This is a genomic window from Priestia sp. KCTC 13724 (genome assembly GCF_056820425.1).
On sequence record NZ_JBXDLD010000030.1, the window covers coordinates 1 to 22829 of the forward strand.

Annotated in this window: 22 protein-coding genes; 11 read left to right on the forward strand and 11 right to left on the reverse strand. The window is 37.1% G+C overall.

What is annotated here, in order from left to right; genetic code table 11:
* Positions 1 to 105 precede the first annotated feature (105 nt).
* Positions 106 to 1347, forward strand: coding sequence for an erythromycin esterase family protein (locus tag AC1UFB_RS04745; protein ID WP_062686910.1), 1242 nt, complete (start codon positions 106 to 108; stop codon positions 1345 to 1347).
* Between the two features lie 156 nt (positions 1348 to 1503).
* On the opposite strand, the gene AC1UFB_RS04750 is transcribed toward AC1UFB_RS04745, so the two are convergent.
* The 6 genes from AC1UFB_RS04750 to AC1UFB_RS04775 all read right to left on the reverse strand — a co-directional run bounded on the left by AC1UFB_RS04750 (position 1504) and on the right by AC1UFB_RS04775 (position 7984).
* Positions 1504 to 3909: a heavy metal translocating P-type ATPase gene (locus AC1UFB_RS04750; protein WP_482588641.1), complete on the reverse strand. Its 2406-nt coding sequence runs from the start codon at positions 3907 to 3909 to the stop codon at positions 1504 to 1506.
* Positions 3910 to 3985: 76 nt separating this feature from the next.
* Entirely contained in the window at positions 3986 to 4192 is a 207-nt protein-coding gene (gene copZ, locus AC1UFB_RS04755) for a copper chaperone CopZ (RefSeq protein WP_025910863.1), read from the reverse strand.
* A 17-nt stretch (positions 4193 to 4209) separates the two neighbouring features.
* Positions 4210 to 4539 (reverse strand): metal-sensitive transcriptional regulator, encoded by a 330-nt coding sequence (locus AC1UFB_RS04760; protein ID WP_061785821.1) that lies wholly within the window; start codon positions 4537 to 4539, stop codon positions 4210 to 4212.
* Between the two features lie 291 nt (positions 4540 to 4830).
* Positions 4831 to 6126, reverse strand: a complete 1296-nt coding sequence (locus AC1UFB_RS04765) for an ABC transporter substrate-binding protein (protein ID WP_025910861.1) — start codon at positions 6124 to 6126, stop codon at positions 4831 to 4833.
* Positions 6127 to 6194: 68 nt separating this feature from the next.
* Positions 6195 to 7022 carry a carbohydrate ABC transporter permease gene (locus AC1UFB_RS04770; protein ID WP_061785822.1) on the reverse strand — a complete coding sequence of 276 codons (828 nt, stop codon included), beginning with the start codon at positions 7020 to 7022 and terminating at the stop codon, positions 6195 to 6197.
* Entirely contained in the window at positions 7022 to 7984 is a 963-nt protein-coding gene (locus tag AC1UFB_RS04775) for a carbohydrate ABC transporter permease (RefSeq protein ID WP_062686912.1), read from the reverse strand. The genes AC1UFB_RS04770 and AC1UFB_RS04775 overlap by 1 nt, the downstream gene beginning before the upstream one ends.
* A 248-nt stretch (positions 7985 to 8232) precedes the next feature.
* Between AC1UFB_RS04775 and AC1UFB_RS04780 the strand changes: the two genes are divergently transcribed.
* Entirely contained in the window at positions 8233 to 8421 is a 189-nt protein-coding gene (locus AC1UFB_RS04780; protein ID WP_025910858.1) for a hypothetical protein, read from the forward strand.
* A 61-nt stretch (positions 8422 to 8482) separates the two neighbouring features.
* Here AC1UFB_RS04780 and AC1UFB_RS04785 read toward each other — a convergent pair whose 3' ends face one another.
* Positions 8483 to 10111 (reverse strand): family 14 glycosylhydrolase, encoded by a 1629-nt coding sequence (locus tag AC1UFB_RS04785; protein ID WP_328101528.1) that lies wholly within the window; start codon positions 10109 to 10111, stop codon positions 8483 to 8485.
* Positions 10112 to 10362: 251 nt separating this feature from the next.
* On the opposite strand from AC1UFB_RS04785, the gene AC1UFB_RS04790 reads away from it, so the two are divergent.
* The 6 genes from AC1UFB_RS04790 to AC1UFB_RS04815 all read left to right on the forward strand — a co-directional run bounded on the left by AC1UFB_RS04790 (position 10363) and on the right by AC1UFB_RS04815 (position 16804).
* Positions 10363 to 11103: a Cof-type HAD-IIB family hydrolase gene (locus tag AC1UFB_RS04790; protein WP_100347097.1), complete on the forward strand. Its 741-nt coding sequence runs from the start codon at positions 10363 to 10365 to the stop codon at positions 11101 to 11103.
* Between the two features lie 139 nt (positions 11104 to 11242).
* On the forward strand, positions 11243 to 11413 hold the full coding sequence (locus tag AC1UFB_RS04795) for a hypothetical protein (RefSeq protein ID WP_482588645.1): 171 nt from the start codon (positions 11243 to 11245) through the stop codon (positions 11411 to 11413).
* 132 nt (positions 11414 to 11545) lie between these two features.
* A complete protein-coding gene (locus AC1UFB_RS04800) occupies positions 11546 to 12643 on the forward strand; it encodes a GerAB/ArcD/ProY family transporter (RefSeq protein ID WP_198511873.1) in 1098 nt (365 codons plus the stop codon).
* Positions 12644 to 12724: 81 nt separating this feature from the next.
* Positions 12725 to 13285: a maltose O-acetyltransferase gene (gene maa, locus AC1UFB_RS04805; RefSeq protein WP_198511872.1), complete on the forward strand. Its 561-nt coding sequence runs from the start codon at positions 12725 to 12727 to the stop codon at positions 13283 to 13285.
* A gap of 299 nt (positions 13286 to 13584) precedes the next feature.
* Positions 13585 to 14754, forward strand: coding sequence for a S8 family peptidase (locus tag AC1UFB_RS04810; protein ID WP_100347096.1), 1170 nt, complete (start codon positions 13585 to 13587; stop codon positions 14752 to 14754).
* 241 nt (positions 14755 to 14995) lie between these two features.
* Positions 14996 to 16804: an acyltransferase family protein gene (locus AC1UFB_RS04815; protein WP_482588647.1), complete on the forward strand. Its 1809-nt coding sequence runs from the start codon at positions 14996 to 14998 to the stop codon at positions 16802 to 16804.
* Between the two features lie 70 nt (positions 16805 to 16874).
* Here AC1UFB_RS04815 and AC1UFB_RS04820 read toward each other — a convergent pair whose 3' ends face one another.
* Entirely contained in the window at positions 16875 to 17582 is a 708-nt protein-coding gene (locus AC1UFB_RS04820) for a TerC family protein (RefSeq protein WP_076512781.1), read from the reverse strand.
* Between the two features lie 153 nt (positions 17583 to 17735).
* Complete coding sequence (locus tag AC1UFB_RS04825) at positions 17736 to 18287, reverse strand: hypothetical protein (RefSeq protein WP_062687133.1); 552 nt, start codon at positions 18285 to 18287, stop codon at positions 17736 to 17738.
* 119 nt (positions 18288 to 18406) lie between these two features.
* On the opposite strand from AC1UFB_RS04825, the gene AC1UFB_RS04830 reads away from it, so the two are divergent.
* A complete protein-coding gene (locus AC1UFB_RS04830; RefSeq protein ID WP_482588650.1) occupies positions 18407 to 19006 on the forward strand; it encodes a TetR/AcrR family transcriptional regulator in 600 nt (199 codons plus the stop codon).
* On the opposite strand, the gene AC1UFB_RS04835 is transcribed toward AC1UFB_RS04830, so the two are convergent.
* Complete coding sequence (locus tag AC1UFB_RS04835; protein ID WP_025910845.1) at positions 19003 to 19608, reverse strand: poly-gamma-glutamate hydrolase family protein; 606 nt, start codon at positions 19606 to 19608, stop codon at positions 19003 to 19005. The two genes, AC1UFB_RS04830 and AC1UFB_RS04835, sit on opposite strands and share 4 nt — an antisense overlap.
* A gap of 195 nt (positions 19609 to 19803) precedes the next feature.
* Between AC1UFB_RS04835 and AC1UFB_RS04840 the strand changes: the two genes are divergently transcribed.
* Both AC1UFB_RS04840 and AC1UFB_RS04845 read left to right on the forward strand, forming a co-directional pair.
* Positions 19804 to 20433: a TVP38/TMEM64 family protein gene (locus AC1UFB_RS04840; RefSeq protein ID WP_062687128.1), complete on the forward strand. Its 630-nt coding sequence runs from the start codon at positions 19804 to 19806 to the stop codon at positions 20431 to 20433.
* Positions 20434 to 20546: 113 nt separating this feature from the next.
* Positions 20547 to 21992 carry an MDR family MFS transporter gene (locus AC1UFB_RS04845; protein ID WP_025910843.1) on the forward strand — a complete coding sequence of 482 codons (1446 nt, stop codon included), beginning with the start codon at positions 20547 to 20549 and terminating at the stop codon, positions 21990 to 21992.
* A gap of 143 nt (positions 21993 to 22135) precedes the next feature.
* Here the strand turns inward: AC1UFB_RS04845 and AC1UFB_RS04850 are convergent, their stop codons facing one another.
* Positions 22136 to 22708 (reverse strand): GNAT family N-acetyltransferase, encoded by a 573-nt coding sequence (locus AC1UFB_RS04850; protein ID WP_482588652.1) that lies wholly within the window; start codon positions 22706 to 22708, stop codon positions 22136 to 22138.
* Positions 22709 to 22829: the final 121 nt, after the last annotated feature.

The window sequence follows — 22829 nt, forward strand, 5'->3', positions numbered from 1 at the left end:
TCGTTTTTCTTTATAAAAGGAAAAATAAGAAAACAGAAAATTCGGTTAAAATTTATGCGACGCTAGTGATACTAAATACGTAATTTATACAAAGGATGGTGTCTCATGTTTTTTAGTAAAGAGAGAGAAAAGGAAGTCATTAATTGGCTAGAAGCACATTCATATCGTCTAGCTGAGCCTATAGATTGTGCTTCTCAAGACTTTTCATTTTTAAAGTCAGTTATTCAAGATAAACGAATTGTCTGGCTTGGTGAAAATGGGCACTTCATTCGTGAACACACCATGTTAAAAGAAAAGATAATTTCATTCTTGCATAAAGAGATGGGTTTTAACGTATTGGCATTCGAAAGTGGCCTTGCTGAAGCATACGGAGCAAATGAATTGAAAGAAGCGTCAACACCAGAAGCTTTCATGAAAAATAGTATTTATTCTTTATGGGCAACAGAAGATACCGAGCCCCTTTTTCATCTATTAAAAAGACAAGATTTTCGTTTAGCTGGAATTGATATAAATCCTTCTTCAATCCCTGACACCTTTTTAAGATTTGTAGCAAAATTACAGCCATTCGTTACAGAAGAACAGCTACAAGCATTTGAATTTATTGAACGAGGTGCATATGAGTGGTACTACAAAATTGGTCAATATACAGCGGCACGAAAAAAAGTACCAAACGATGTGCTGCAGCTCTTTAAACATTTTAAAGAACAAGCAATCACAAAGGCTAACGATCTGATAAAATCAATTCAATTTCACCTTCTTAATGAACGAGAACAAGCTAAAGAAACTTATCTACACGTCATGCAGCGTTCGTTAGCTAACCGCTTATATTTTCTGAATCACCTGACAGAAGATCATCGCACTTATAAAAAAGTGCGTGAACAGCGACTTTGTGAAAATGTTGAATGGCTGTGCAATGAACTTTATCCAAATGAAAAAATCATCATTTGGGCTCATAACATGCATATTTTTAAAAATTTCCGTTCGTTCTTTTCAAAGTTTGAACCAATGGGCTCTAAGATATCAAAAACCCTTCAAAATGACTCTTACTATATGGGTCTGTTTATGTATGAAGGCGAAACTATAACAGATACGGGTCAAGCTTATAAACTAAGCAAGCCACCTAAAAAAAGTTTGGAAGACTACCTCTCTAAGGTGAATTCACCTACTACGTTTGTAGATTTTTCTCAACTACAAAAGCAACGGGAAAACGAATGGATATTCAAAAAAACAGTTTTCTTAGATAGCGGAACCATGCAAACATTAATTACGCCCCGCGAACAAATGGATGGAGCTCTTTTTGTGCAAAAAGTTTCACCTCCTCCATTCAAAAAAGAAGGTGAGAAATAACAAAACAAATGTTCAAAAAGACAAAATCTCTTTACGTTGTCTGAACTCGTTCCCAACATTGTTTTCACAATTAAAACAACCTGAACGATTAAAGTTCCTTCCTTTTAATCGTTCAGGTTTATCATTAGCTGAATTCCTTATGTTCCACCCTATCTTCTAAATCTTCATTTTCTGCAAACGCAGCGCATTTAACACAACGGATACAGAGCTGAACGCCATAGCTGCTCCGGCTAACCACGGTGCCAAAAATCCGATTGCGGCAATTGGAATTCCAATGGTATTGTAGCCGAATGCCCAAAAGAGATTTTGTTTAATGTTACGCATTGTTGCTTTACTCATTTGCAAAGCATGAACGATACTTGTAAGGTCACCTCTCATAAGCGTTAAGTCTGCTGCTTCAATCGCAACGTCCGTACCGGTTCCAATCGCCATTCCAACGTCAGCCACTGCTAGAGCCGGTGCATCATTTAAGCCGTCACCAACCATGGCCACTTTTGACCCTTGAGCCTGCAGCTTTTGAATTTCGGCTGCTTTTTCTTCTGGTAATACTTCAGCAAGCACATGATGAATTCCTACTTCATTAGCAATAGCATTTGCTGTTTGCTTATTATCACCTGTAATCATCACAACGTGAAGTCCCATTTCTTTTAGGTCCTTAATAGCTTTTGCTGACGTTTCTTTAACCGTATCAGCAACTGCTACAAACCCTGCATATTCACTGTTTAAAGCAACTAGCATAACCGTTTTCCCCTGAGACTCAATTTCTGAAATGAGTGATTCAACACCCGCAACTTCAATACCAGAATCAGACATAAGCTTTCTCGTACCAACTAAAATTTTCTCATCCTCTATAATCGCTTTTATACCATGCCCAGGTATTGCTTCAAAAGCTGAAATTTTTAGCAAACTAAGATTTTGTTCAAAAGCCTTTTTGACAATTGCGCGTGCTAATGGATGCTCAGACTGACTTTCAGCAGAGGCAACAAGCTGTAGAAGCTTTTCTTTATCTCCAGCATTTTCTGTCACAACATCCGTTACTTCTGGCTCACCTTTTGTCACGGTACCAGTTTTGTCTAACACGATGGTATCTACTTCATGAGCTGCTTCTAGATGCTCACCGCCTTTAAATAAAACACCTAGCTCGGCTGCTCGACCTGATCCTGCCATAATTGACGTTGGGGTAGCTAGACCTAATGCACAAGGGCAGGCAATTACAAGTACAGCAATCATTTTTTCAAGCGCTGAAGCAAAGTCACTAGGATCAAGCACCATATACCAAACAAAAAACGTAACGATTGCTATTGCTACAACAATGGGAACAAAAATACCTGAAATACGGTCAGCCACGCGTTGAATAGGGGCTTTAGAACCTTGTGCGCTTTCCACAACTCTTATAATTTGTGCAAGCGCTGTTTCTTTTCCCACTTTTGTTGCTTTTACTTTTAAAAAGCCATTTTTGTTCACTGTGGCTCCCGTCACATCATCACCAATCGATTTTTCAACCGGAATACTTTCTCCTGTTAGCATGGACTCATCAATTGCAGATTGTCCTTCTATTACCTCACCGTCTACTGGAATTTTTTCGCCTGGCTTCACATAAACAACGTCTCCATGCTTCACTTCTTCAATAGGGACTTCAACCTGTTGGCCTTTTCGCTCTACAACCGCTGTTTTTGCTTGTAAACTTAAAAGCGTTCGAATTGCCTCTGAAGAACGCCCTTTTGCTTTGGCTTCAAATAATTTCCCAAGTAAAATAAGCGTAATTAAGATTGCGCTTGTTTCATAATAAAGTTCAATCATATGGGCATTTGAACCAATGGACTGGATCGACAAATAAACGCTGTAAAAGTAAGCCGCACTCGTTCCTAAAGCCACAAGAACATCCATATTCGCACTTTTATTCCTTAGCGCTTTATAGGCTCCAACATAAAACTGTCCACCGATAAGAAATTGAACTGGCGTAGCAAGGGCCAGTTGAAACCATGGATTTAAAAACATTGGCGGTACAGGAATAAAGGCCGTAAAGGAAAAGTGACTAACCATCGCCCAAAGCAGCGGTATGCTTAATATTGCTGCAATTAAAAATTTGAGTTCTTGCTGATTGGTTACTTTTTCACGGATATTTTCGTTTTTTTCAGCCTTTAAAGACGCACCGTATCCTAATTTTTCAATTCTATTAATGATGGTAGATAGATCAATTTGTTCTTCATTATATTTTAGAGTTGCCGTTTCTAATGCAAGATTCACGTTTACGTGAGCAATTCCCTGTTGCTTTCCTAATACCTTTTCGATTCTGCTTGAACAAGCTGCACAGGTCATCCCGGTTATGTCTAGTTCTTCTGTTTCATAAATGACATCATATCCTAGATTCTGCACTTTTTCTTCAAAAACGCGTGGCTGAACTACTTCAGGTGTATAGCGAATTGTTGCTTTTTCTAATGCAAGGTTAACAGCTGCATCTTCAACTCCATCTATTTTCTTTAAACTTTTTTCAATTCGGCTTGCACAGGCTGAGCACGTCATACCCTCTATACGTAACGTAATGTCTTTTTGGCTTTTCATAGAACCCCTCCTCATATACCCTGTGTAGGTATATTACTTTTTAAAAGAGAACGTGCGAAGTTATTCGCACGCGATTTTACGCTACGTCATAGCCTTGATCATCAATTGATTCTTTAATCGTTTCAAGGCTGACTTTACTTTCATCATATTCAACTTCAACCGTTGCTGATTCTAAATTAACCTTTACACTTTTTACACCACTTAACTCTGATAGTGCACCTTCAACTGCTTTTACACAATGCCCACATGACATACCTTGTACTGATAATACTGTTTGTTCCATCTTTTCCAGCTCCTTTTTTATTTCATTAATCTTTTAATTGTTGTTAGTAATTCATCTAGTACTTCATCGTCACCTTCCTGCACTCTTTCGACCACACAGTGCTTCAAATGACCTTCTAATAAAATTTTGCTTACGCCATTTAAAGCTGATTGAACAGCTGATATTTGCGTAATAACATCATCACAGTACGTATCCTTATCAATTAACCCTTTAATTCCCCGAATTTGTCCTTCAATTCGATTAAGGCGACTCGTTAAGTTTTTCTTAACTTTTGGAGAATGATGACTTCGTCGTACAGTACCAGAATGACACTCTACCTTCATTTCAGACTCATGGCTTTCTTCCATTCAAAAACCACCTTTCATATTTCATATTATAATGTACCCCCCTACCCTATGTAAAGTGTTATGCAAAATGAAAAGGAACTGAGACATAACTAAATGATTCATTTCGGGAGACGAATCATGACGTTTCTAACCTAGTTAGGTTGTCTGAACACGTTCGTTCCATTTCACTCTTTTTTTAAAAAATTTTTCCGAATCAACAAAAAACCCAAACTATGAGAAGAGATAACTCTCAATAGTTCGGGTTTATAATTAGCTGAAATACTTATGTCCCAGCCTCTTTTATAAATAAGCTTATTTTTTTAGTTTATCCCAAGTGCTTTCAAATGATTTAAACAGTTCTTCTTCCGTTACTTGACCGCCCACATACTCTTGAAGTGAGGCACCAAATTCTTCTTTCACACCATCTGGGAACTTCATAAACTGCCACGGCATTGTTTTTCCTTCTTCAGAGTACTTTAAGATTTCTGCACCTAATGGACCAATATCTTTTGCATCTGCTTCAATTGTCTTAAATGCAGGTACATATTTAAATTCTTCTACAAGTGCACGCTTACCTTCCTCAGAAGTTACCATCCAGTTTAAGAAATCTTTTGCTGCTTCTTTATCTGCTTCTGGTGCACCGTTATGAACGACCCAACTGCTTGGTACATCGACTGAAATTTTACCTTTCACACTTCCACCATCACCAAGAGGCATTGGCATAACGCCTAAATCTAAGTTTGGATTAATCTTATCAAGCATTGGCTGAATCCAGTTTCCCTGTTGAATAATTGCTGCTTCACCCGTTGCAAAGTTCGTTACCTGCGTATTGTAATCCGTTGTTAATGAGTTTTTATTTCCATACTTAATTGTTAAATCCAATAGTTTAACATATTCTTTAAACTGCTGGTTACCTGAAATTTTTCCAGTCCCCTCATTTAAGCTCTTAATAAACGCATCTGGGTCTTCTTGAGCTGAGAAAGGAATGTTTAAACCATGATTTCCTAATACCCACCATTCGCCGTATCCAATTGAAAACGGCGTGATTCCTGCTGCTTTTAGCTTCTTAGCTGCTGCTTCTAGTTCATCTAATGTTTGTGGTACTTCTTTAATACCCGCTTTCTTGAAAAGCTCTTTATTATACGCAAATCCATAGCCTTCCAGGTTCATTGGCTGACCATATACCTTACCGTCAATTGTCATTGGATCTAACGTGTTATCAAACGCATCCTTTATCCAAGGCTCACCAGATAAATCTTCAAGTTTATCTTTCCACGTAACAGCTTCTTGATAGCCACCATTTGAGAAGATATCAGGCTCATTTCCAGAAGCGAATTTCGCTTTTAGTGCTGCTGCACCATCTGCACCACCTCCAACCGTTTCAATGTTAAACGTTACGTTAGGATTTTCTTTTGTATATTGATCTGTTAATGCTTTTAGCTGATCTGCAATTTCAACTTTTCCTTGAAAAATATCAACAACAACTTGGTCACCTTTTGCGCCACCGCTTGCATTATCGCCAGATGAACTATCGCTGGAGCATGCTGCTGTAAATAAAAGAGATGCTGATAGTACACCTGCTGCTAAAGGAAATTTTTTTAGTTTCATGCTTGGTTCCTCCTATGATATGTTTGGCTCCTATGCTCACTCATCATGAGCATAGGCTTCCAAATTCATTATTTAATAGACCCACTTGTAATTCCTTTGATAATATGCTTTTGCATTGAGAAGAAAAAGATTAATAATGGAATGATACTTAACATTAATGCTGCTAGTGCTAAATCCCACTGCTTTGTATATTGTCCAAAGAAGAAGAACGTTGCTAATGGAATTGTACGCAATGACGGATCTTGCAGAACAAGTAACGGTAATAAGAAGTCATTCCAAATCCATAAGCTGTTTAAAATAATAATGGTCACCGTGATTGGCTTTAACAACGGGAATACAATTCTCCAAAACACTCCAAATGTAGAGCATCCATCAATAATTGCTGCTTCTTCTAACTCTACTGGAATCCCTTTAATAAACCCGTGATATAAGAAGATTGCTAATCCAGAACCAAATCCTAGATACATCACAACTAATCCCCAGATACTGTTCATTAATCCAAACGAACTTGCCGCTTTTACTAATGGAATCATGATAGATTGGAACGGAATAACCATCGCTGCTACAAAGAGTAAAAAGATAAAGTTACTGAACTTTGTTTTTGTACGTACAAGCATATAAGCACCCATTGAACAAAAGACTACAATCACTAGATTACTTGCTACTGTAATCATTAATGAGTTTTTAAATACTCGTAAGTAATCCATTCTTTCAAAAGCTGTTACGTAGTTTTGCCATTGAAATGCTGATGGTAAAGCTGATGTATTCGTTAAGATTTCTGCAAACGGCTTTAATGAGTTAGCGATAACATAGTAAAACGGAACAAGGAAGATTAGACCTAGTATTATCGCTAAGATTTCAATAATAAACGTCTTTCCTGTATACTTATTGCGCATTAAGATTCAACCTCCTTCTTCTTTGTATACATAACTTGAAGCGTTGTAATACCTGCTACGATTAAGAAGAAGATCAGTGCTTTTGCTTCTCCAATACCATAACGGTTGTTAACGAAAGCCTCTGTATAGATGTTAAGCGCTAACATTTCTGTTGATTTAAACGGTCCACCGTTTGTTAATGATAAGTTTACATCAAATATTTTAAATGAAGATGAAATGGTTAAGAATAAACAAATTGTAACGGCTGGCGCTACCATTGGTAGTGTAATATGACGAAGTGTTTGCCAGCGGTTCGCTCCATCAATTTTTGCTGCTTCAAGAAGCTCTTGAGGAACGTTTTGTAAAGCTGCTACATAAATAATCATGATATAACCGGCACCTTGCCATACGCTGACAATAACTATGCCCCAAAAAGCTGTATTTGCATCTCCCAACCAAGGAAGCTCAAATAGTGACCATCCTGTTAATTGACCAATTGATGAAAATCCTCGAATAAAAATGAATTGCCATACAAATCCAAGTAATAATCCACCAATTAAGTTAGGTAAAAAGAAGACTGTTCGTAGAATGTTTCTTGTCTTAAGCATCTGTGTAACAAGTAATGCAAGACCAAACCCAACGACATTTGTTAATAAGATTGCAACAACGGTGTACTTCGCGGTTAGAATGAAGGAAGCATGAAATTGCTTATCTTCAAAAAGTAAGTACTTAAAGTTGTCTAATCCTACCCACTCAATATTTCCTGTTACACCATTCCAATTGGTAAAGGCATAATAAACACCTGATAAAAACGGGTATAAAACAATCATGATAAATGCTAAAAGGACTGGTCCTACAAACAAGGTAAATATTCCTGCTTTTTTCCACTTTTTACGATTGCTTGTGCGAATTGATGACTTCGTTTGTCTTGGCTTATTTACTGACACAACCTCTTTTTCTTGCAATTTGCTTTGGCTCTCCATGTAACCGCACCTCCTATATGCTCTCATTTTAGTGCAGCATAAACTTTTTTGAAACCGATTACATTGACAAGGAGGGTGGAAAATATTGAACTCTTCCCCTAAAAGCAACAAAAATCGATGATTTTTCACCCCCTACCTTTTAACTAGAGAGAAAAATCTCCTCCACTTTCTTCTACCTTTTGTACCTTGTGAGAGGAAGGTACAAAAATTATAATGGGAATGAATTTATAAAAAAGGATGGTATCAAAATGCCTCTTCGTTATGTTTGTCCACACTGCCAAGGAAGCGGAACGAAATTTGGATTTGCGCTGCTTTCATTTATAAAGTGCAAAGTATGCGGTGGAGATGGCCATGTCGTCATGTCAAACATGATGTCTCCTAATCATGATAAACAAAATCCAAAAGAACATGCTGACAATCAAGACCAAGCAAAGTAAAAACGAAACATCTATCATACAAAACAGCCGCTTATTCGTATAAGCGGCTGTTTCAATTTTATTACCAAGTTGCTACGTAATGTCCTTTTCCCGTTGCTGGTGTGTTATAGCTTTGATTTTCACCATCTTGCCAAATGATTTTCCCATTTTGATCTTTAATGTAGAACTTAAATTCATACTGACGATCAGCAGCTAAGTCAAATGTTCCCTCAAAGCTACCGTCTCGCTTTGGTTTTAACGTATAGTTATAGTTGCTTGCATTCCAACGACCTAGCTCTCCTCGATTACCTGTTACATGAAGCGTTTGACCTTTCTTTAGCTGTAAACCTTCCATTTTAAACGTAACTGGTAATGGCTTTAGCGCAAGCTTATCCTTCAACATCTTAAGTTCATTTGTCGGATGCCCAGCCTCGTCAAATAAATACGTCATACGAAGAAGCGTAAAACCATCAAAGTCATAGTTAAATACCATCTCAGATGCATTGTCAAATCCCCATTCATTATTAATAACAGGAAGCGCATTTTCTCCGTTTAACGAAAGATTACGCTCGTTTGCTAATGTAGCAATTTGAGTCACTAACGTTTTTGGAGCACTATAGTAAGGAGATGTTTGTGCATCTTGGTCTCCCATTTCTAAGCAAGTAAACGTTAACGCCATATTTGACTTTTTAAATTGGTCTAGAAGCTTAGCATAATTATAATATCCTGTGCTGTATTCAGCAGCATGTGGCATTTCAGGATCGTTCATCTTCCAGTGCACACCAGAAATTTTCGCACCAACTTCTACGCCAAACGTACGATCAAAGTATTTATGTGCTTGCTTTGAGATTGTCTGAAGATGATCTTCAAGAGCCCCTTGATACCACTTCATAAAATCTTTTCCATATATAGTTTTGTAAGCTTCACCGCTTGTAAAGAAAGTATCTCCGTCAGTTGGAGGTTCAATATCATTCCACTTCTTAAATGATGTTCCCCACGCCTTGTTAAGATTTTTAATATTTTTATATTGATTCTTCATTTCATCTCTAAAGTCTTCTTTTGCACCTTCTGTATATGCTTGTAGCTGACCGCGTTTTGGATAGTCCCATCCGTCTGCAAACTGATAGGATGGGTAGCGTAATTCTCCTGCTGGTCCGCCACTTAAATAAATTTTACTAATGATATCATCATAATTAGCAAAGTTTTTTGCAAACGAGCGATATAATTCCTCATACTGCTTTTCAATTCCGTTCCACCAAGGTGCTAATGCTTCTTTATTAACAAACCCAGTTTCACTTTTGAATGCCATGCTTTCTATGTCATCTTTTTCCCACAGCCAATTAGGTATTGGATAGTTACAATCATCTCCTACGTTACCACCACATTGATGTGTGGATAAAATAGGAACCCATTTCAGGCCTGAATTTTCAACAACGCTGGCATACTTTTTATAATAAGACCAATCAAATTGATTATCTCCCTTAGCTTCAACAATTCCCCACCAAATATCTGTTGTTAAGCCGTATACTCCATTCTTCTTCATTTGAACAAGCTGACGTTCAAACTGATCCCAATCCGTAACTTCTCCTAAAGGAGCCATAACGTACAGCTTGTAATCTGATTTGACTTCTGCGTGAGTACTTGTATAGCTTGTAAATATAATTGCTGTACTCATTATGAATGCTAACAGCACTTTAAAACTTTTCCCCATCTCTTTTCCCCCTTATTATTGTTAGAAGCCTTCATCTTTCTTTTTATGCAACCGCTTGCAATTTTCTATAAAAGATGAATTTCTTTTCTATAAAATTATAGAAAAGCCCTTTCGTATTCGTCAATTAACTTTTTCATTTTTTTGAAAAATGAGTCATTTGATCTATCCTTTACTCAGCACCTTTCTTTTTTAAAAGGTTTGTTCATGCTATGCTTAAAGTAGAAAAAACATTTTTGAAAGGGTGAAGCACTATGGATAAACCATCAATTAAGTTAATTGCTCTTGATATGGATGGCACACTATTAAATACAGAAGGTGAAATTTCACAAGGTAATCAAAAAGCTATAGCACAAGCAGAAGAAAAAGGAATACATGTGGTTTTAAGTACAGGACGGTCGCGCCCAACTAGTATTGAATTTGCTGAGTCGTTAAAGCTTTCCTCTTATATTATTAATGTAAATGGGAGTGAAATCTGGGACGGTGAAGGAAATTTAATTGAGCGCACGATTCTACAACCAGATTACATACAAGAAATGTGGGATTTAAAACAAAAGCATAAATTAACTTTTTGGGCTGTGACGAGTGAAAAGGTATGGAGGGACGAGTTTCCAACGGATATTACTAATCATGAATGGCTAAAGTTTGGCTATGATATTCATGATGATGATACGCGCAAATTAGTTTTAGATACATTAACTAAAAACAAAAATCTTGAAATTACAAATTCTAGCCCAACAAATCTTGAAATTAACGCTCTTGGCATCAATAAAGCAAAAGCACTTCGTACCGTTTGTGATCGCTTAAATCTGTCAATGAACGAAGTAATGGCTATGGGTGATAGCCTAAATGATATTGCAATGATTACAGAAGCTGGAGTAGGCGTAGCCATGGGTAACGCGCAAGATGTCGTAAAGGAAGCAGCTGACTGGATAACTAAAACCAATGACCAAGATGGTGTTGCTGAAGCTATTTATCACTGGGCTTTAAAGTAAGAGTTATATTTACACTTTCTCAAAGAGACTGAGACATAAGTAATTCAGCCTCTACTATACCTGAACGATTGAGAGTTCATAACTTTTAATCGTTCAGGTTTTTTGGTTGATTGTGAAAACAATGTTGGAAACAGGGGGAATGGAGCGTAGGACACTCGACTCCTGCGGGAAAGAGAGGGAAAACGGAGATCCCGCAGCGCAGCGAGGAAGCTCAGGTTCCTCCCCGCGGAAAGCGAGTGACCGTAGCGCAATGGAACGAACGTGTTCAGACAAATCAAAGAGATGGGAACAGCTAGTGTTCGTCTCTTAGAAGCAATCATTTTGTTATGTCCTAAACTCTTTACTTTTTTTCTCATTATTCATAAGCAACGTCGAATTAGGCATACTAACGAGCATATAAGGCTTGAAAAACAATATGCCTTGTATAGGAGGTCTTTCCAGCGTGCTAAAACATGTCAAAATCTCTGAAAAACAATTCATCGTGCTACTTAGCCTTTATATAATTGGGAGTGCTATTTTAGTTATCCCATCTATCATTGTTTCAATTGCAAAACAAGATGCTTGGATTACAAGTATTTTAACGCTAATCATCGCTCTGGGTATTATGCCTTTATACATAGCACTAGGAAGACGATATCCAACAATGCTATTTACTGAGTTCACCGAAGAAATTCTCGGCAAATGGATTGGCAAATTGTTTTCTATCATTTTTTTAACTTTCCCTTTAGTAGCAGGTTCTTTAACACTTTATAATATTGGTGACTTTATCATTACGCAAGTTATGCCTGAAACCCCAATTGTTCCAATTTATGTATTTGTATTAAGCGTATCGTTGTTTGGCGTTCGCTTAGGACTTGAGGTTTTGGCACGTTCTGGTGAAATTTTATTTCCATGGGTCATTGCTCTCTTTAGTTTACTCGTATTATTTCTTATTAAACAAATTAGCTTTGATCACTTTCAACCATTATTGACTACGGGTATCCGACCTATTTTCATTTCCACAGTGCATTTTTTGACATTTCCTTTTTTGGATACAGTTGTTTTTTTAATGATTTTTCCTTATGTTAAATGGACGAATAAAAAACGCACACCTGTTTATATTGGTACATTGATTGGCGGTATTTTTTTAATTATCATTATCTTTCTTTGCATTTTAGTTTTAGGAGTAGATCAAACTTCTACTCGTCTTTTTCCTACCTACCTATTGGCTCAAGAAATTAATGTGACAAATTTCATAACCCGCATTGAAGTAATTGTCGCTATAATTTGGTTTATTTCAATTTTCTTCAAGCTTAGCATTTTGTTGTTTGTATTAAACTTAGGATTAGCGCAGTTATTTAACTTAAGTTCATATCGTTTCTTAGCCCTACCTATCGGATTATTATTTTTAGCTTCTTCCAATATCTTTGTGCCAAGCGGTCCGTTTTTAGGAACTTACACGCTTACTACTTCTCCTTTTTATACAGGCACAATCGGCTTTGTTCTGCCTCTTTTCCTTTTTGTTATTGATCGAATAAAGAAAAAGCTAGTGGATTCTTAGCTACTTTACTTAACGAACGCCGAATTTTACGCTAAACTACGATATGAAAACGTTAAATAAAAAGGGTAGGGAGAATAAAAAATGAAAACAGAAAAAGAAAAAATGATTGCAGGAGAAATGTACATATCAGGAGATGCTGAATTGATCAAAGACCGCACTCATGCAAGAAAAGTAACCAGATTATTTAACCAAGCAGTTGAAACAGATGATACTTATCGCATGAGTTTAATAAAAGAGTTGTTTGGTTCCACTGGAGAAAATATCTATATTGAACCAATCTTCCGCTGTGACTATGGATACAACATTCATGTAGGCGAAAACTTTTATGCAAACTTTGATTGCTTAATTTTAGATATCTGTCCTGTAACTATCGGTGATAACTGTATGCTCGCACCAGGCGTTCATATTTATACAGCTACTCACCCGCTTGATCCTGTTGAACGTAACAGCGGTAGAGAATACGGAAAGCCTGTGGTCATTGGAAATAACGTTTGGATTGGGGGCCGCGCTATCATCAATCCAGGCGTTACTATTGGTGATAATGCAGTCATTGCATCAGGAGCCGTTGTAACGAAAGACGTTCCTCCAAACACAGTTGTTGGTGGAAACCCTGCACGAGTTATTAAAGAAATTAATAGATAACCGGGACAATGAAAGCTGGAACATAAGTATTTCAGCTAAGCAAATATCCGAACTTTTGTGAATTACCTTGCAATGGTTCGGATATTTTTTCTTTGCTCCGAAAATGCATGGAATGAATCGTAATGAACAACGAACATGTTCTTATAACCTAAATCCGTTAGAAACGTCATAATTCGCCTTTAAGAAGAACTCTTTTCTTTGTGTTTCAGCCTCTTTTTTGAAATCAGGTAGTTTGTCCAATCCCTTTTTGTAGCAGCGCATATGATATAAGGTGTTACAAAATTAGGAGGATTGGTATTATGCTAACATGGATTGCATTAACTACAGGTTCACTTGGTGTAATTACACTTTTGTTTTTTGTAGTTAAAAAATTGGTACAAGCTTTAAAGGTTAAACAACCAGCATTTGCCCAAGATCAATTTATTGTTAAATTTAATGATAACGTTGATGAAGATACAATTGCTTCAATTCATAAAAAATATAAATGTGAAGCTTCATGTTGTAATGAAACATTAGGTTTTCAAGTGGTTACTACAGCTAAAAATATTAATAAGATGATGAAAATATACTCAGAGCTCGATGAAGTTGAATACGCAGAACCAAACTACGTTTTTGAAGCTTCCTATATTCCAAACGATCCGTTCTATTCCTTTCAATACGGCCCTCAAAAAGTAAGTGCTCCTTCTGCATGGGATGTTACTCAAAGCAATGCTGGCATTAGAATTGCCATACTTGATACAGGCGTCCAGACAAACCACCCTGACCTTGCATCAAAGTTAGTTCCTGGCTATAACTTTATTAATAATAATACTGACACAAATGACTTTAATGGTCACGGCACTCATGTAGCTGGCATTGCTGCAGCAACAACCAATAATGGAGCTGGCATTGCTGGTATGGCTCCTTTAGCATCAATTCAGCCAGTAAAAGTGCTTTCAAACAGTGGTAGCGGATTACTAAGTCAAGTTGCCGATGGCATTATTTATGCGGTCAACCAAGGAGTACAAGTTATTAATTTGAGTTTAGGCTCTCCTCAAGACACCATTACGCTTGAAGGGGCTGTTAACTACGCGGCTAGCCAAGGGGTTGTTGTTATTGGAGCAGCCGGCAACAATGGTAGCAATGCCCTCACTTACCCTGCAGCTTACGCAAACGTAATTGCAGTTGCTTCCACAACTTCCTCTGATCAACGCTCTGTTTTTTCAAACTTTGGAACTTGGGTACAAGTTGCAGCATCAGGCTCTAGCATTCTATCCACTTACCCTACAAGCACTTACTCTTATTTAAGCGGTACGTCTATGGCAGCTCCACACGTAGCTGGGTTAGCAGCATTATTAGCAGCTCAAGGACGTAGCGCGTCTCAAATTCGTACAGTCATTCAAAATACTTGTGACCCAATAATAGGTACAGGAACAAACTGGGTTTATGGTAGAATAAATGCAGACAGAGCCGTGCGCTCTCCTCTATAAAATTTAAAAGTACGAACCGGATTTACCAAAGGTACGTCCGGTTCTTTTACGTCAAAAAATATTTTCTTGCTAAAAGTGTTAAATTTTATGACGATATGGTAAAAAATACTTTACGGGTAAAATAATTCTTTGTACCATATATCTTGTGGTTTGTTCTGAAATTTTCAAAGGTTATCTTTCAGATTCATAAAAATATTATTTACATACACATGACAATTTAGATTGTAAAGGAGTCTTTAATATGGCTAACACTCAGCTACAGCATCGATACGTTCATGGGTTAGATGGACTTCGAGCGCTAGCTGTTTTATTTGTATTTGCATATCATTATGGCTTTAGTTGGGCAAGCGGTGGCTTCTTAGGCGTGTCCATTTTCTTTGTTTTATCAGGCTACTTAATTACATCTATTTTATTGAAACAATATGACGAGCACCAAAAACTGCTCCTTCCTTCGTTTTTTAAAAGCCGAATACGAAGGTTGTTTCCTGCAGCTTTTTTCATGGTTGTATGCGTAGTTGCTTGGACGGTTTTATTCAAACCATCTCTTTTATCTACTTTACAAGGGGATGCGATAGCAGGATTGCTCTATGTAAGTAACTGGTGGTTTATTTTTCAAGATGTTTCATATTTTGATAGCTTTCAATCACCTTCTCCCATAAAAAATTTATGGTCACTTGCAATCGAAGAGCAATTTTATATCATATGGCCACTTTTATTGCTAATTGGACTGCGGTTTACAAGGAAGAAAAAGACTGTTCTTTTCATTATAAGCTGCGGAGCCTTAGTGTCTGCACTATTAATGGGAGCTCTATATGAACCAGGTATGGACCCCAGTCGCGTTTATTACGGCACTGATACACGATCATTCGAATTGCTAATTGGATGTTGCTTAGCATTTGTTTGGCCACTCTATCGCTTATCTTCTAAAAATGTCCCAAGCACAGGAAAGTTCATTTTAAACGTTGCTGGCCTTACAAGCTTGCTGTTAGTGTTTTTATGCACTTCATTACTAAATGAATTTGCCCCATCAATGTATCGAGGAGGTATGCTTTTAGTTAGTTTAAATGCCGCTGTCCTCGTCGCAACGATTTCACACCCTAGTAGCATAATTGGTAAACTACTATCTTTTAAGCCGTTACGATGGATTGGTACACGATCGTATGGCATTTACTTATGGCACTACCCTATTATTACATTAACAACACCTACTACTGAATTTGGTGAGTTCAATTATGTACATATCAGCTTACAAGTTATAGCGACATGCTTCATCGCAGAAATCTCTTATCGATTTATTGAACAACCTATACGAAAAGAAGGCTTCAAAACCTTCTTTAGGCAAACACTGCCAACATTCAAACCGTCGGCTACATTTCGTTCTCATCTAAAATTTGCTGCGCCTATAGTATTTGTTATTTTTTTCTTATTGTTTACACTTGGCATTACGGGGATTTTAGAACCTAAAAAAACAGAAAGCAAACAGCCTGAAGCCGTTCATATTGAAACAACAGCAAAGCCAATATCACAGGATAACAATCTGAAAGAAAAAGAATCATCGGCAAAGGAACCTTCCTATACTCAAGTTCTATCAATTGGTGATTCAGTCATGCTTAACTTAGCTGACCTCCTGCAAGAAACTTATCCTAATATTGTAATTGATGGCAAAGTTGGTCGACAGCTATCAGAAGCGTTAAACGTCGCAAAGAACTATGCTCAGTTTAACGAACCTTCTAGTGCAGTTATTATTCAACTTGGTACGAATGGTTACTTTACAGAAGAACAGCTAGATGAACTACTTAAGCAGTTCTCAAAAGCAGATGTGTATCTCATCAATGCACGAGTTCCACGACAATGGGAAACAGAAGTAAATGAGAAGTTAGAAAAAGCAGCAAAAGAATCTAAAAACGTGATGCTTGTTGATTGGCATACTTTAGGAGCCAATCATCCAGAATACTTTACCAAGGATGGCGTTCATCTTCTTCCAGAAGGTGCCGAACAATTAACAAAGCTTATCTATAAAGCTATGCTAAAAAGTACGGACATCTCATAAGCCTATAATTCAACCCAAACAAAAAGAGGTGCGAAATGCACCTCTTTTTGTTTGGGTTATAAGCTCGGTTCTACTTAGAAAAAGATTGAGCTTTCTCAATAGTTTCTTCTACAGATTGCTTTTGTGCTTTCCTTTGTTTCATTTTCCCTGCTCCAATAACTACAGCAATGACTAACACTTCAAAACCATACTTAACGAAACCATTTTCAAAATAAGGCTTTAGAAACGGCTCGCCAACAATCATTTTAGAAGCGGTCCAAGCTAGTACTGCCGCTCCAATTGTAATAATAATCGGAAACCTTTCTACCCATTTTAAAATTAACGTGCTTCCCCACATCACAATAGGAACTGAAATTAACAACCCTAGTACTACTAATAAAAAGCTTCCATGTGCTGCACCGGCAACTGCCAATACGTTATCTAACCCCATTAATGCATCTGCAATAATGATTGTACGAATTGCAGCCCACATGCTATCTCCAGCTTTTACATCATGATCTTGATCTTCAACCAAGAGCTTATACGCAATGATCGTTAATAAAATTCCTCCAACTAAAAGTAAACCTGGAATCTCTAATAACCAAACAACTGCTAATGTTGCAAGCATACGAATAACAATTGCTCCAATTGTTCCCCAAATGATTACTTTTTTCTGCTGATGTTTGGGTAACTTTCTTGCTGCTAAACCGATTACAATTGCGTTGTCGCCAGCTAAAACTAAATCAATAATAATAATAGCAAGAAGCGCTGACAAAAACTCTGCACTTAAAATGTCCATTCTCTTTCTCCCTTATCTATCATTTCTCTAACGTTTTCTATTATAAAGGATATCAGTGTAAATAAGTTGAAAATTTTCAAATAACCGAAATATATCCTATTATCCTACTTTCATCAAAAAAGAATGCTCACCTACAAGTGAGCACTGGACAGCTTACTGTTTAATTGTTTCTTTCATCTTTTTTGGCCAGATAAAATAGCTAATGGTGATACACAAATCGATGGCTAAAACTAAAGACCATATTCGCAGTATACCGCTTAACGCTTCTGTTTGTTGTGAATCATTTAATAGATAAATAAGCGCACCTAAAAGACCAGCTCCTATTCCATACGCAACTAAATGTTGAAACCATCCCTTTAGCCCATGATTAGCGTGCTCTCTTCCAAAACGTTTGATTGGTTTTTGCCCCTGCTTCATCACATAATATAAGAAATGCTCATCTGCCCATTTAATCATGCTCTTACCAAATGCCAGCGATACTCCAATATAAATGGCTGCAATACCATGAACAGTCGTCGCTTTCGTACCATTATATAAATCAATTCCAGTAACAAGCAATAAGATCAAATCAATAACCGGCGTTAATGCTAAAAGGAAAAAACCCATCTTTTCTTTTTTAGCTATATATCGTGTTGTTAACCCTAACAAAATAACAATCCAAAAAGCAATTTCGCACCCTACAATCATCCAAGCAATAAAATTCAAGCCTCCACCCCTCTTTTTAATACAGTTGTATTATTTAAATCCATTTTAGCATTTCTTTTTTATTAATACAACTGTATTGTAAAATTGCAACTTGTCTTTTTTATTGCTACAATAAATTCATGCCAAAATTAGTTGATCATCAAAAACGAAAAGAACAAATTGCCAGAGCAACATGGCGAGTTATTTTAAAGCAAGGGATGGAAGGTACTACCGTTAGAAATATTGCGAAGGAAGCAAATTTATCACTTGGCTCCTTGCGTCACTACTTTTCTTCCCAAGATGACTTATTAGCTTATGCCATGGAACTAGTTAAAGAACAAGCTGAGCGACGAATTGTTTCAATTGCTTCACAGGACCTTCCTCCACAGGAAAAAGTATTAAAAATGCTGCTAGAGATCGTTCCAACTAATGATGAAAAAATGGCTGAAATGGAGGTTTGGCTTATTTTCACAGCTCATCATAAACATAAAAATCAAGGACCTATTGATGATGGAATTTTCTCCGGTATGAAAAAAATTATGCTTTACCTAGAAAATGAAAACGTATTAAAAGAAAAGATAAACACTGACCTGGAATCAGAAAAGCTTTATGCTTTAATTGATGGGCTAGCACTGCACGCAATGTTTGACAGAGATCGAGTAACTAGCGACAGAGTTGAAGCTGTTATTCGTGATTATTTACAAAGCATTTGCTCAGGCCAAGAAAACGGCACATCCTAGGGTGTGCCGTTTTCTACAAATGCCAATTGAACTGCTGCTACATAGCGATAAAAAGAATTCGTATACTGGTTTTTTGTTAGAAAAAAGCTGTCTCTTTCTTGATAGCTAATTTCAAGTTGGACGCCTTTTTCTCGCTTTCCTTTATTCACAACATTATGCTTGTGCGTACCTGATAACAAGTGGTCTTGACCAACAATTTCAGCACTAAACGACGCATCTCTCAACGCCTTGTATACCCACTTCTTTCTCTCTTCATCTAACCCACCGATTAGCGTATGCTTCTTCTTTGTCTCCTTATATCCATGAATGCTAAGAACATATTCTGCTTCTTTCAACATAGATAATAAAGTAGGCTCATCAAAATGAGAAGATGAAATATGCAGTTTACGATTTTGAGCACTTTTCATCCCTTCAAACAGATAATAGCTATTTTGTTTCTCTGCAATAGCAATAGCCATTTCCGATGTTCCTTGCTCAATTCTCCCACCGTGAATGGCTAGCACTAGCAGTTCAGATGAGGTTGCTTGTGTTCTAATTCGATAATCCTTTTCAGCTCGTTCAAACTTTGATAATTCAGCAAAATCTTTATATGTGTCCTTCATACTTGTCTCCCGCTTATTTTATTAACCCTATCGTATCATACCTTTTCTCTACTTATTCATGTAAGTTTAGTTCCCTTCCATAGTAAATTAATGTTCATTTTCAGAGAGCTAAGATATAATAAAAGCCTATTTACTGTTTGTTAACTTAACAAATGAAAAAGGTGATTTCAAATTAAAACGTGGATAAAAGCAGGCTTGCTCTTTCTAGTCGCTATTGTATTAATCATTTGTATTACTAATACTGATTTATTTAATTCGATTCGCACTGGTGATATGGATAAGATAACAGCCTTTTTAAAAGAAAACTTACTAATAACACTGCTGTTCACGCTAGTTGCCATGCTTGTGCAAAATGCGTTTACCATGATTCCACTTGTATTAATCATTGCCATTAACATAAATCTATTAGGATTCGAACTAGGATTGATTTGGAGTTGGTTTACGAGTATGCTAGCAGCAGCTTGCGTCTTTTTAATGGTTCGCTATGTTTTCCAGGATGGATTATTAAAAAAAATAAAGCCTTCTTTACTTGAAAAAATTGAAGCAAACGGAACAAGCTACGTTTTTCAAGTACGAGTTTTTCCGTTCATTCCGACTAGTCTTATTAACTTCGTAGCCGCCGTTAGCTCTATTCGCTTTCAGCAGTTTTTATGGGGGACGGCATCGGGTAACCTCATTTACTTCACCATCTTATCTCTTTTATCAGCAGGATTATTATCAGATATGATTAATGAATACGTCATTGCAGGGGTTGTTCTTTTAACCGTTGCACTTTATTATATAGGCAAATTCATTTATAAGCGGAAACGATTTCTTGCAAAATAACCAAGCATACAATTCGAATGCTTGGTTATTTTTTAATAGCTTTATTGTTTAATAATATTAAATAAGATATACTGTAAAAGTTTGGAGTTATTTAAGAAAGGAAGGCTGCTTCTATGAAAAAACAAATTATGATTGCACTCATGCTCGTTACATCACTAGCAGCGATGGAAGGAACGATCGTCAGTACCGCTACGCCTAGAATTACAAGTGATCTATCAGGTATTGAACTAGTGAGCTGGGTCTATGCAATTTACATGTTAGCAACGGCTGTTTCAACGCCTATTTATGGAAAGCTTGCTGATTTATTCGGACGCAAACGCGTATTGTTAGTTGGTATTATTATCTTTTTAATTGGATCAATTCTATGTGGAATGGCAATGAATATGACACAGCTCATCATCTTTCGTGCTTTTCAAGGCTTGGGTGCAGGAGCAGTTATGCCAATTACAATGACCATCATTGGTGACTTAAATAAAGAAGCTCAAGCTCGTGTAAAAGCACAGGGGTGGATTAGCGCTGTGTGGGGTGTTTCTGGCGTCATTGGTCCATTATTAGGAGGATTTTTAGTTGATACGCTGTCATGGCGTTACATCTTCTTTTTAAACGTTCCATTCGGTCTTTTATCCTTGTTTATGATTGTGAAATATTATAAAGAACAAATTCAAAAAGAAAAACGACATATTGATTACCCAGGTGCTGTTACTTTCTCATTAGGAGTTATCGCTTTACTTTATGCACTTTTAACAGGCAGCCAAACACAGCAGTGGACAGATGATTTACTTATTGGTTTGTTTAGCAGCGCGTTTGTACTATTCATTCTTTTCATTTGGATTGAAAAAAGGTCTCCTGAACCGCTTGTACCGCTCAATCTTTTTTCGAATTCTACCATTACAACCGTTAACTTTTTAACACTATTTATGGGCGGTATTCTAATTAGCATTACAGTATACCTTCCTTTATTCACGCAAGGAATTCTCGGAAAAAGCGCCACAGCTGCTGGCTTTATGTTAATGCCAATGCCAGTTTGTTGGACAATTGCCTCTATTTTCTCAGGGCATCTGGTTGCAAAGCTAAGACCTACATATGTCATTACGCTTGGAACAATTTTTTTATTGATTGCAACGTCTTTTTTATTTTCATTAACACAGGAATCATCTGATTGGTCCATTTATGCTTCAATTGGAATTCTCGGCCTAGGTATGGGAATTATTACGCCCGTACTCATGCTAATTATTCAAGGCTCTGTACCACAACAAAAACGTGGAACAGCTATTTCTTTAAATACCTTTACGAATACATTTAGCCAGACTTTAGGAGCTGCCGTATTTGGTACTCTTTTTAACCTTCAAGTGAATGCAAACGGCGGTGATAGTTCAATGATTAATTCATCATTTGAGCACCAAAAGGTAGATCCTGATACGTTAGCTTCTGTTCAAGGGCATCTCTTTGTCGGTATTCATACGGTATTTGCTAGCATCATGATTCTTGCGTTTTTTGCTGTCATTATCGGATTTGTCTTAATCAAAAAAGTAGGACAAAAAGAGCTCTCTCAATCTTAATTTGTTAAAGGTACACCATTATTCTACTGTTACTTCTATATAGATAAAACAAGCCCTCTTCATTCTTTAATGCGGGCTTGTTTTGTATATAACCATATAAGTAGCTCCTAAAAATCAATGATTTACTATCAACATTATGAAGCTTATCTTAATGATAAAGCCATATGCTCTTCGTCCCAGTACTGTCCTTTATACTTTAGTGCATTTCGTTCAACCGCATAGGTCACAAACCCAAACGAGTCGTATAGCGCGATTGCTTCTTTATTCGTTGAAACAACGGTGAGCTGCAGCTGTTCAAGTCCTAATTGTTTTGCTTTATCCAACACAACTTGCACAAGCTCTTTTGCAACTCCCTTTCCTCGTGCGTCTTTTGCTACATACATTGCTAAAAGGTTACCTTTATGGCGAATTTTTAAAGGCTGTTCTGCTTGAAGTGTAATCATTCCTATAAGCTGTTCACCTCGAAATGAACCGAATGTGTAAAAATGCTCTTTCACTAGTTTCTCTCCCATCTCTTCTTCTAAGTGAGGAGTGCTAGCTTCTTCATCATAGGTTTTTAAAAAGGCAGCTGGGCTTTCCAAAAGCGATTCAAGCCTTAGCTTTACGTATTGTCTTGCATCATTTTTCGTCAGTAATCGAATCGTTTTTCTCCTCTCTTCGTAACACTTCATTCGCCGCTCGCAAATATAAGATGTACGATTTAGCTGGTTCGTCACTATCTCCAGCTAGTTCCAAAAGAACTTCTTCAATAAGGATAAAATTATCAATGATATGCTTCGTTTTCATGCCTCGACTCGTTAACAAACTATTTAACCATAAGGCGTAATCGCTAAACAC

Coding starts and splice junctions, on each gene's coding strand:
- AC1UFB_RS04745 (WP_062686910.1), top strand. CDS start 106: ATGTTTTTTAGTAAAGAGAGAGAAAAGGAAGTCATTAATTGGCTAGAA.
- AC1UFB_RS04750 (WP_482588641.1), bottom strand. CDS start 3,909: ATGAAAAGCCAAAAAGACATTACGTTACGTATAGAGGGTATGACGTGC.
- copZ (WP_025910863.1), bottom strand. CDS start 4,192: ATGGAACAAACAGTATTATCAGTACAAGGTATGTCATGTGGGCATTGT.
- AC1UFB_RS04760 (WP_061785821.1), bottom strand. CDS start 4,539: ATGGAAGAAAGCCATGAGTCTGAAATGAAGGTAGAGTGTCATTCTGGT.
- AC1UFB_RS04765 (WP_025910861.1), bottom strand. CDS start 6,126: ATGAAACTAAAAAAATTTCCTTTAGCAGCAGGTGTACTATCAGCATCT.
- AC1UFB_RS04770 (WP_061785822.1), bottom strand. CDS start 7,022: ATGCGCAATAAGTATACAGGAAAGACGTTTATTATTGAAATCTTAGCG.
- AC1UFB_RS04775 (WP_062686912.1), bottom strand. CDS start 7,984: ATGGAGAGCCAAAGCAAATTGCAAGAAAAAGAGGTTGTGTCAGTAAAT.
- AC1UFB_RS04780 (WP_025910858.1), top strand. CDS start 8,233: ATGCCTCTTCGTTATGTTTGTCCACACTGCCAAGGAAGCGGAACGAAA.
- AC1UFB_RS04785 (WP_328101528.1), bottom strand. CDS start 10,111: ATGGGGAAAAGTTTTAAAGTGCTGTTAGCATTCATAATGAGTACAGCA.
- AC1UFB_RS04790 (WP_100347097.1), top strand. CDS start 10,363: ATGGATAAACCATCAATTAAGTTAATTGCTCTTGATATGGATGGCACA.
- AC1UFB_RS04795 (WP_482588645.1), top strand. CDS start 11,243: ATGGAGCGTAGGACACTCGACTCCTGCGGGAAAGAGAGGGAAAACGGA.
- maa (WP_198511872.1), top strand. CDS start 12,725: ATGAAAACAGAAAAAGAAAAAATGATTGCAGGAGAAATGTACATATCA.
- AC1UFB_RS04810 (WP_100347096.1), top strand. CDS start 13,585: ATGCTAACATGGATTGCATTAACTACAGGTTCACTTGGTGTAATTACA.
- AC1UFB_RS04815 (WP_482588647.1), top strand. CDS start 14,996: ATGGCTAACACTCAGCTACAGCATCGATACGTTCATGGGTTAGATGGA.
- AC1UFB_RS04820 (WP_076512781.1), bottom strand. CDS start 17,582: ATGGACATTTTAAGTGCAGAGTTTTTGTCAGCGCTTCTTGCTATTATT.
- AC1UFB_RS04830 (WP_482588650.1), top strand. CDS start 18,407: ATGCCAAAATTAGTTGATCATCAAAAACGAAAAGAACAAATTGCCAGA.
- AC1UFB_RS04835 (WP_025910845.1), bottom strand. CDS start 19,608: ATGAAGGACACATATAAAGATTTTGCTGAATTATCAAAGTTTGAACGA.
- AC1UFB_RS04845 (WP_025910843.1), top strand. CDS start 20,547: ATGAAAAAACAAATTATGATTGCACTCATGCTCGTTACATCACTAGCA.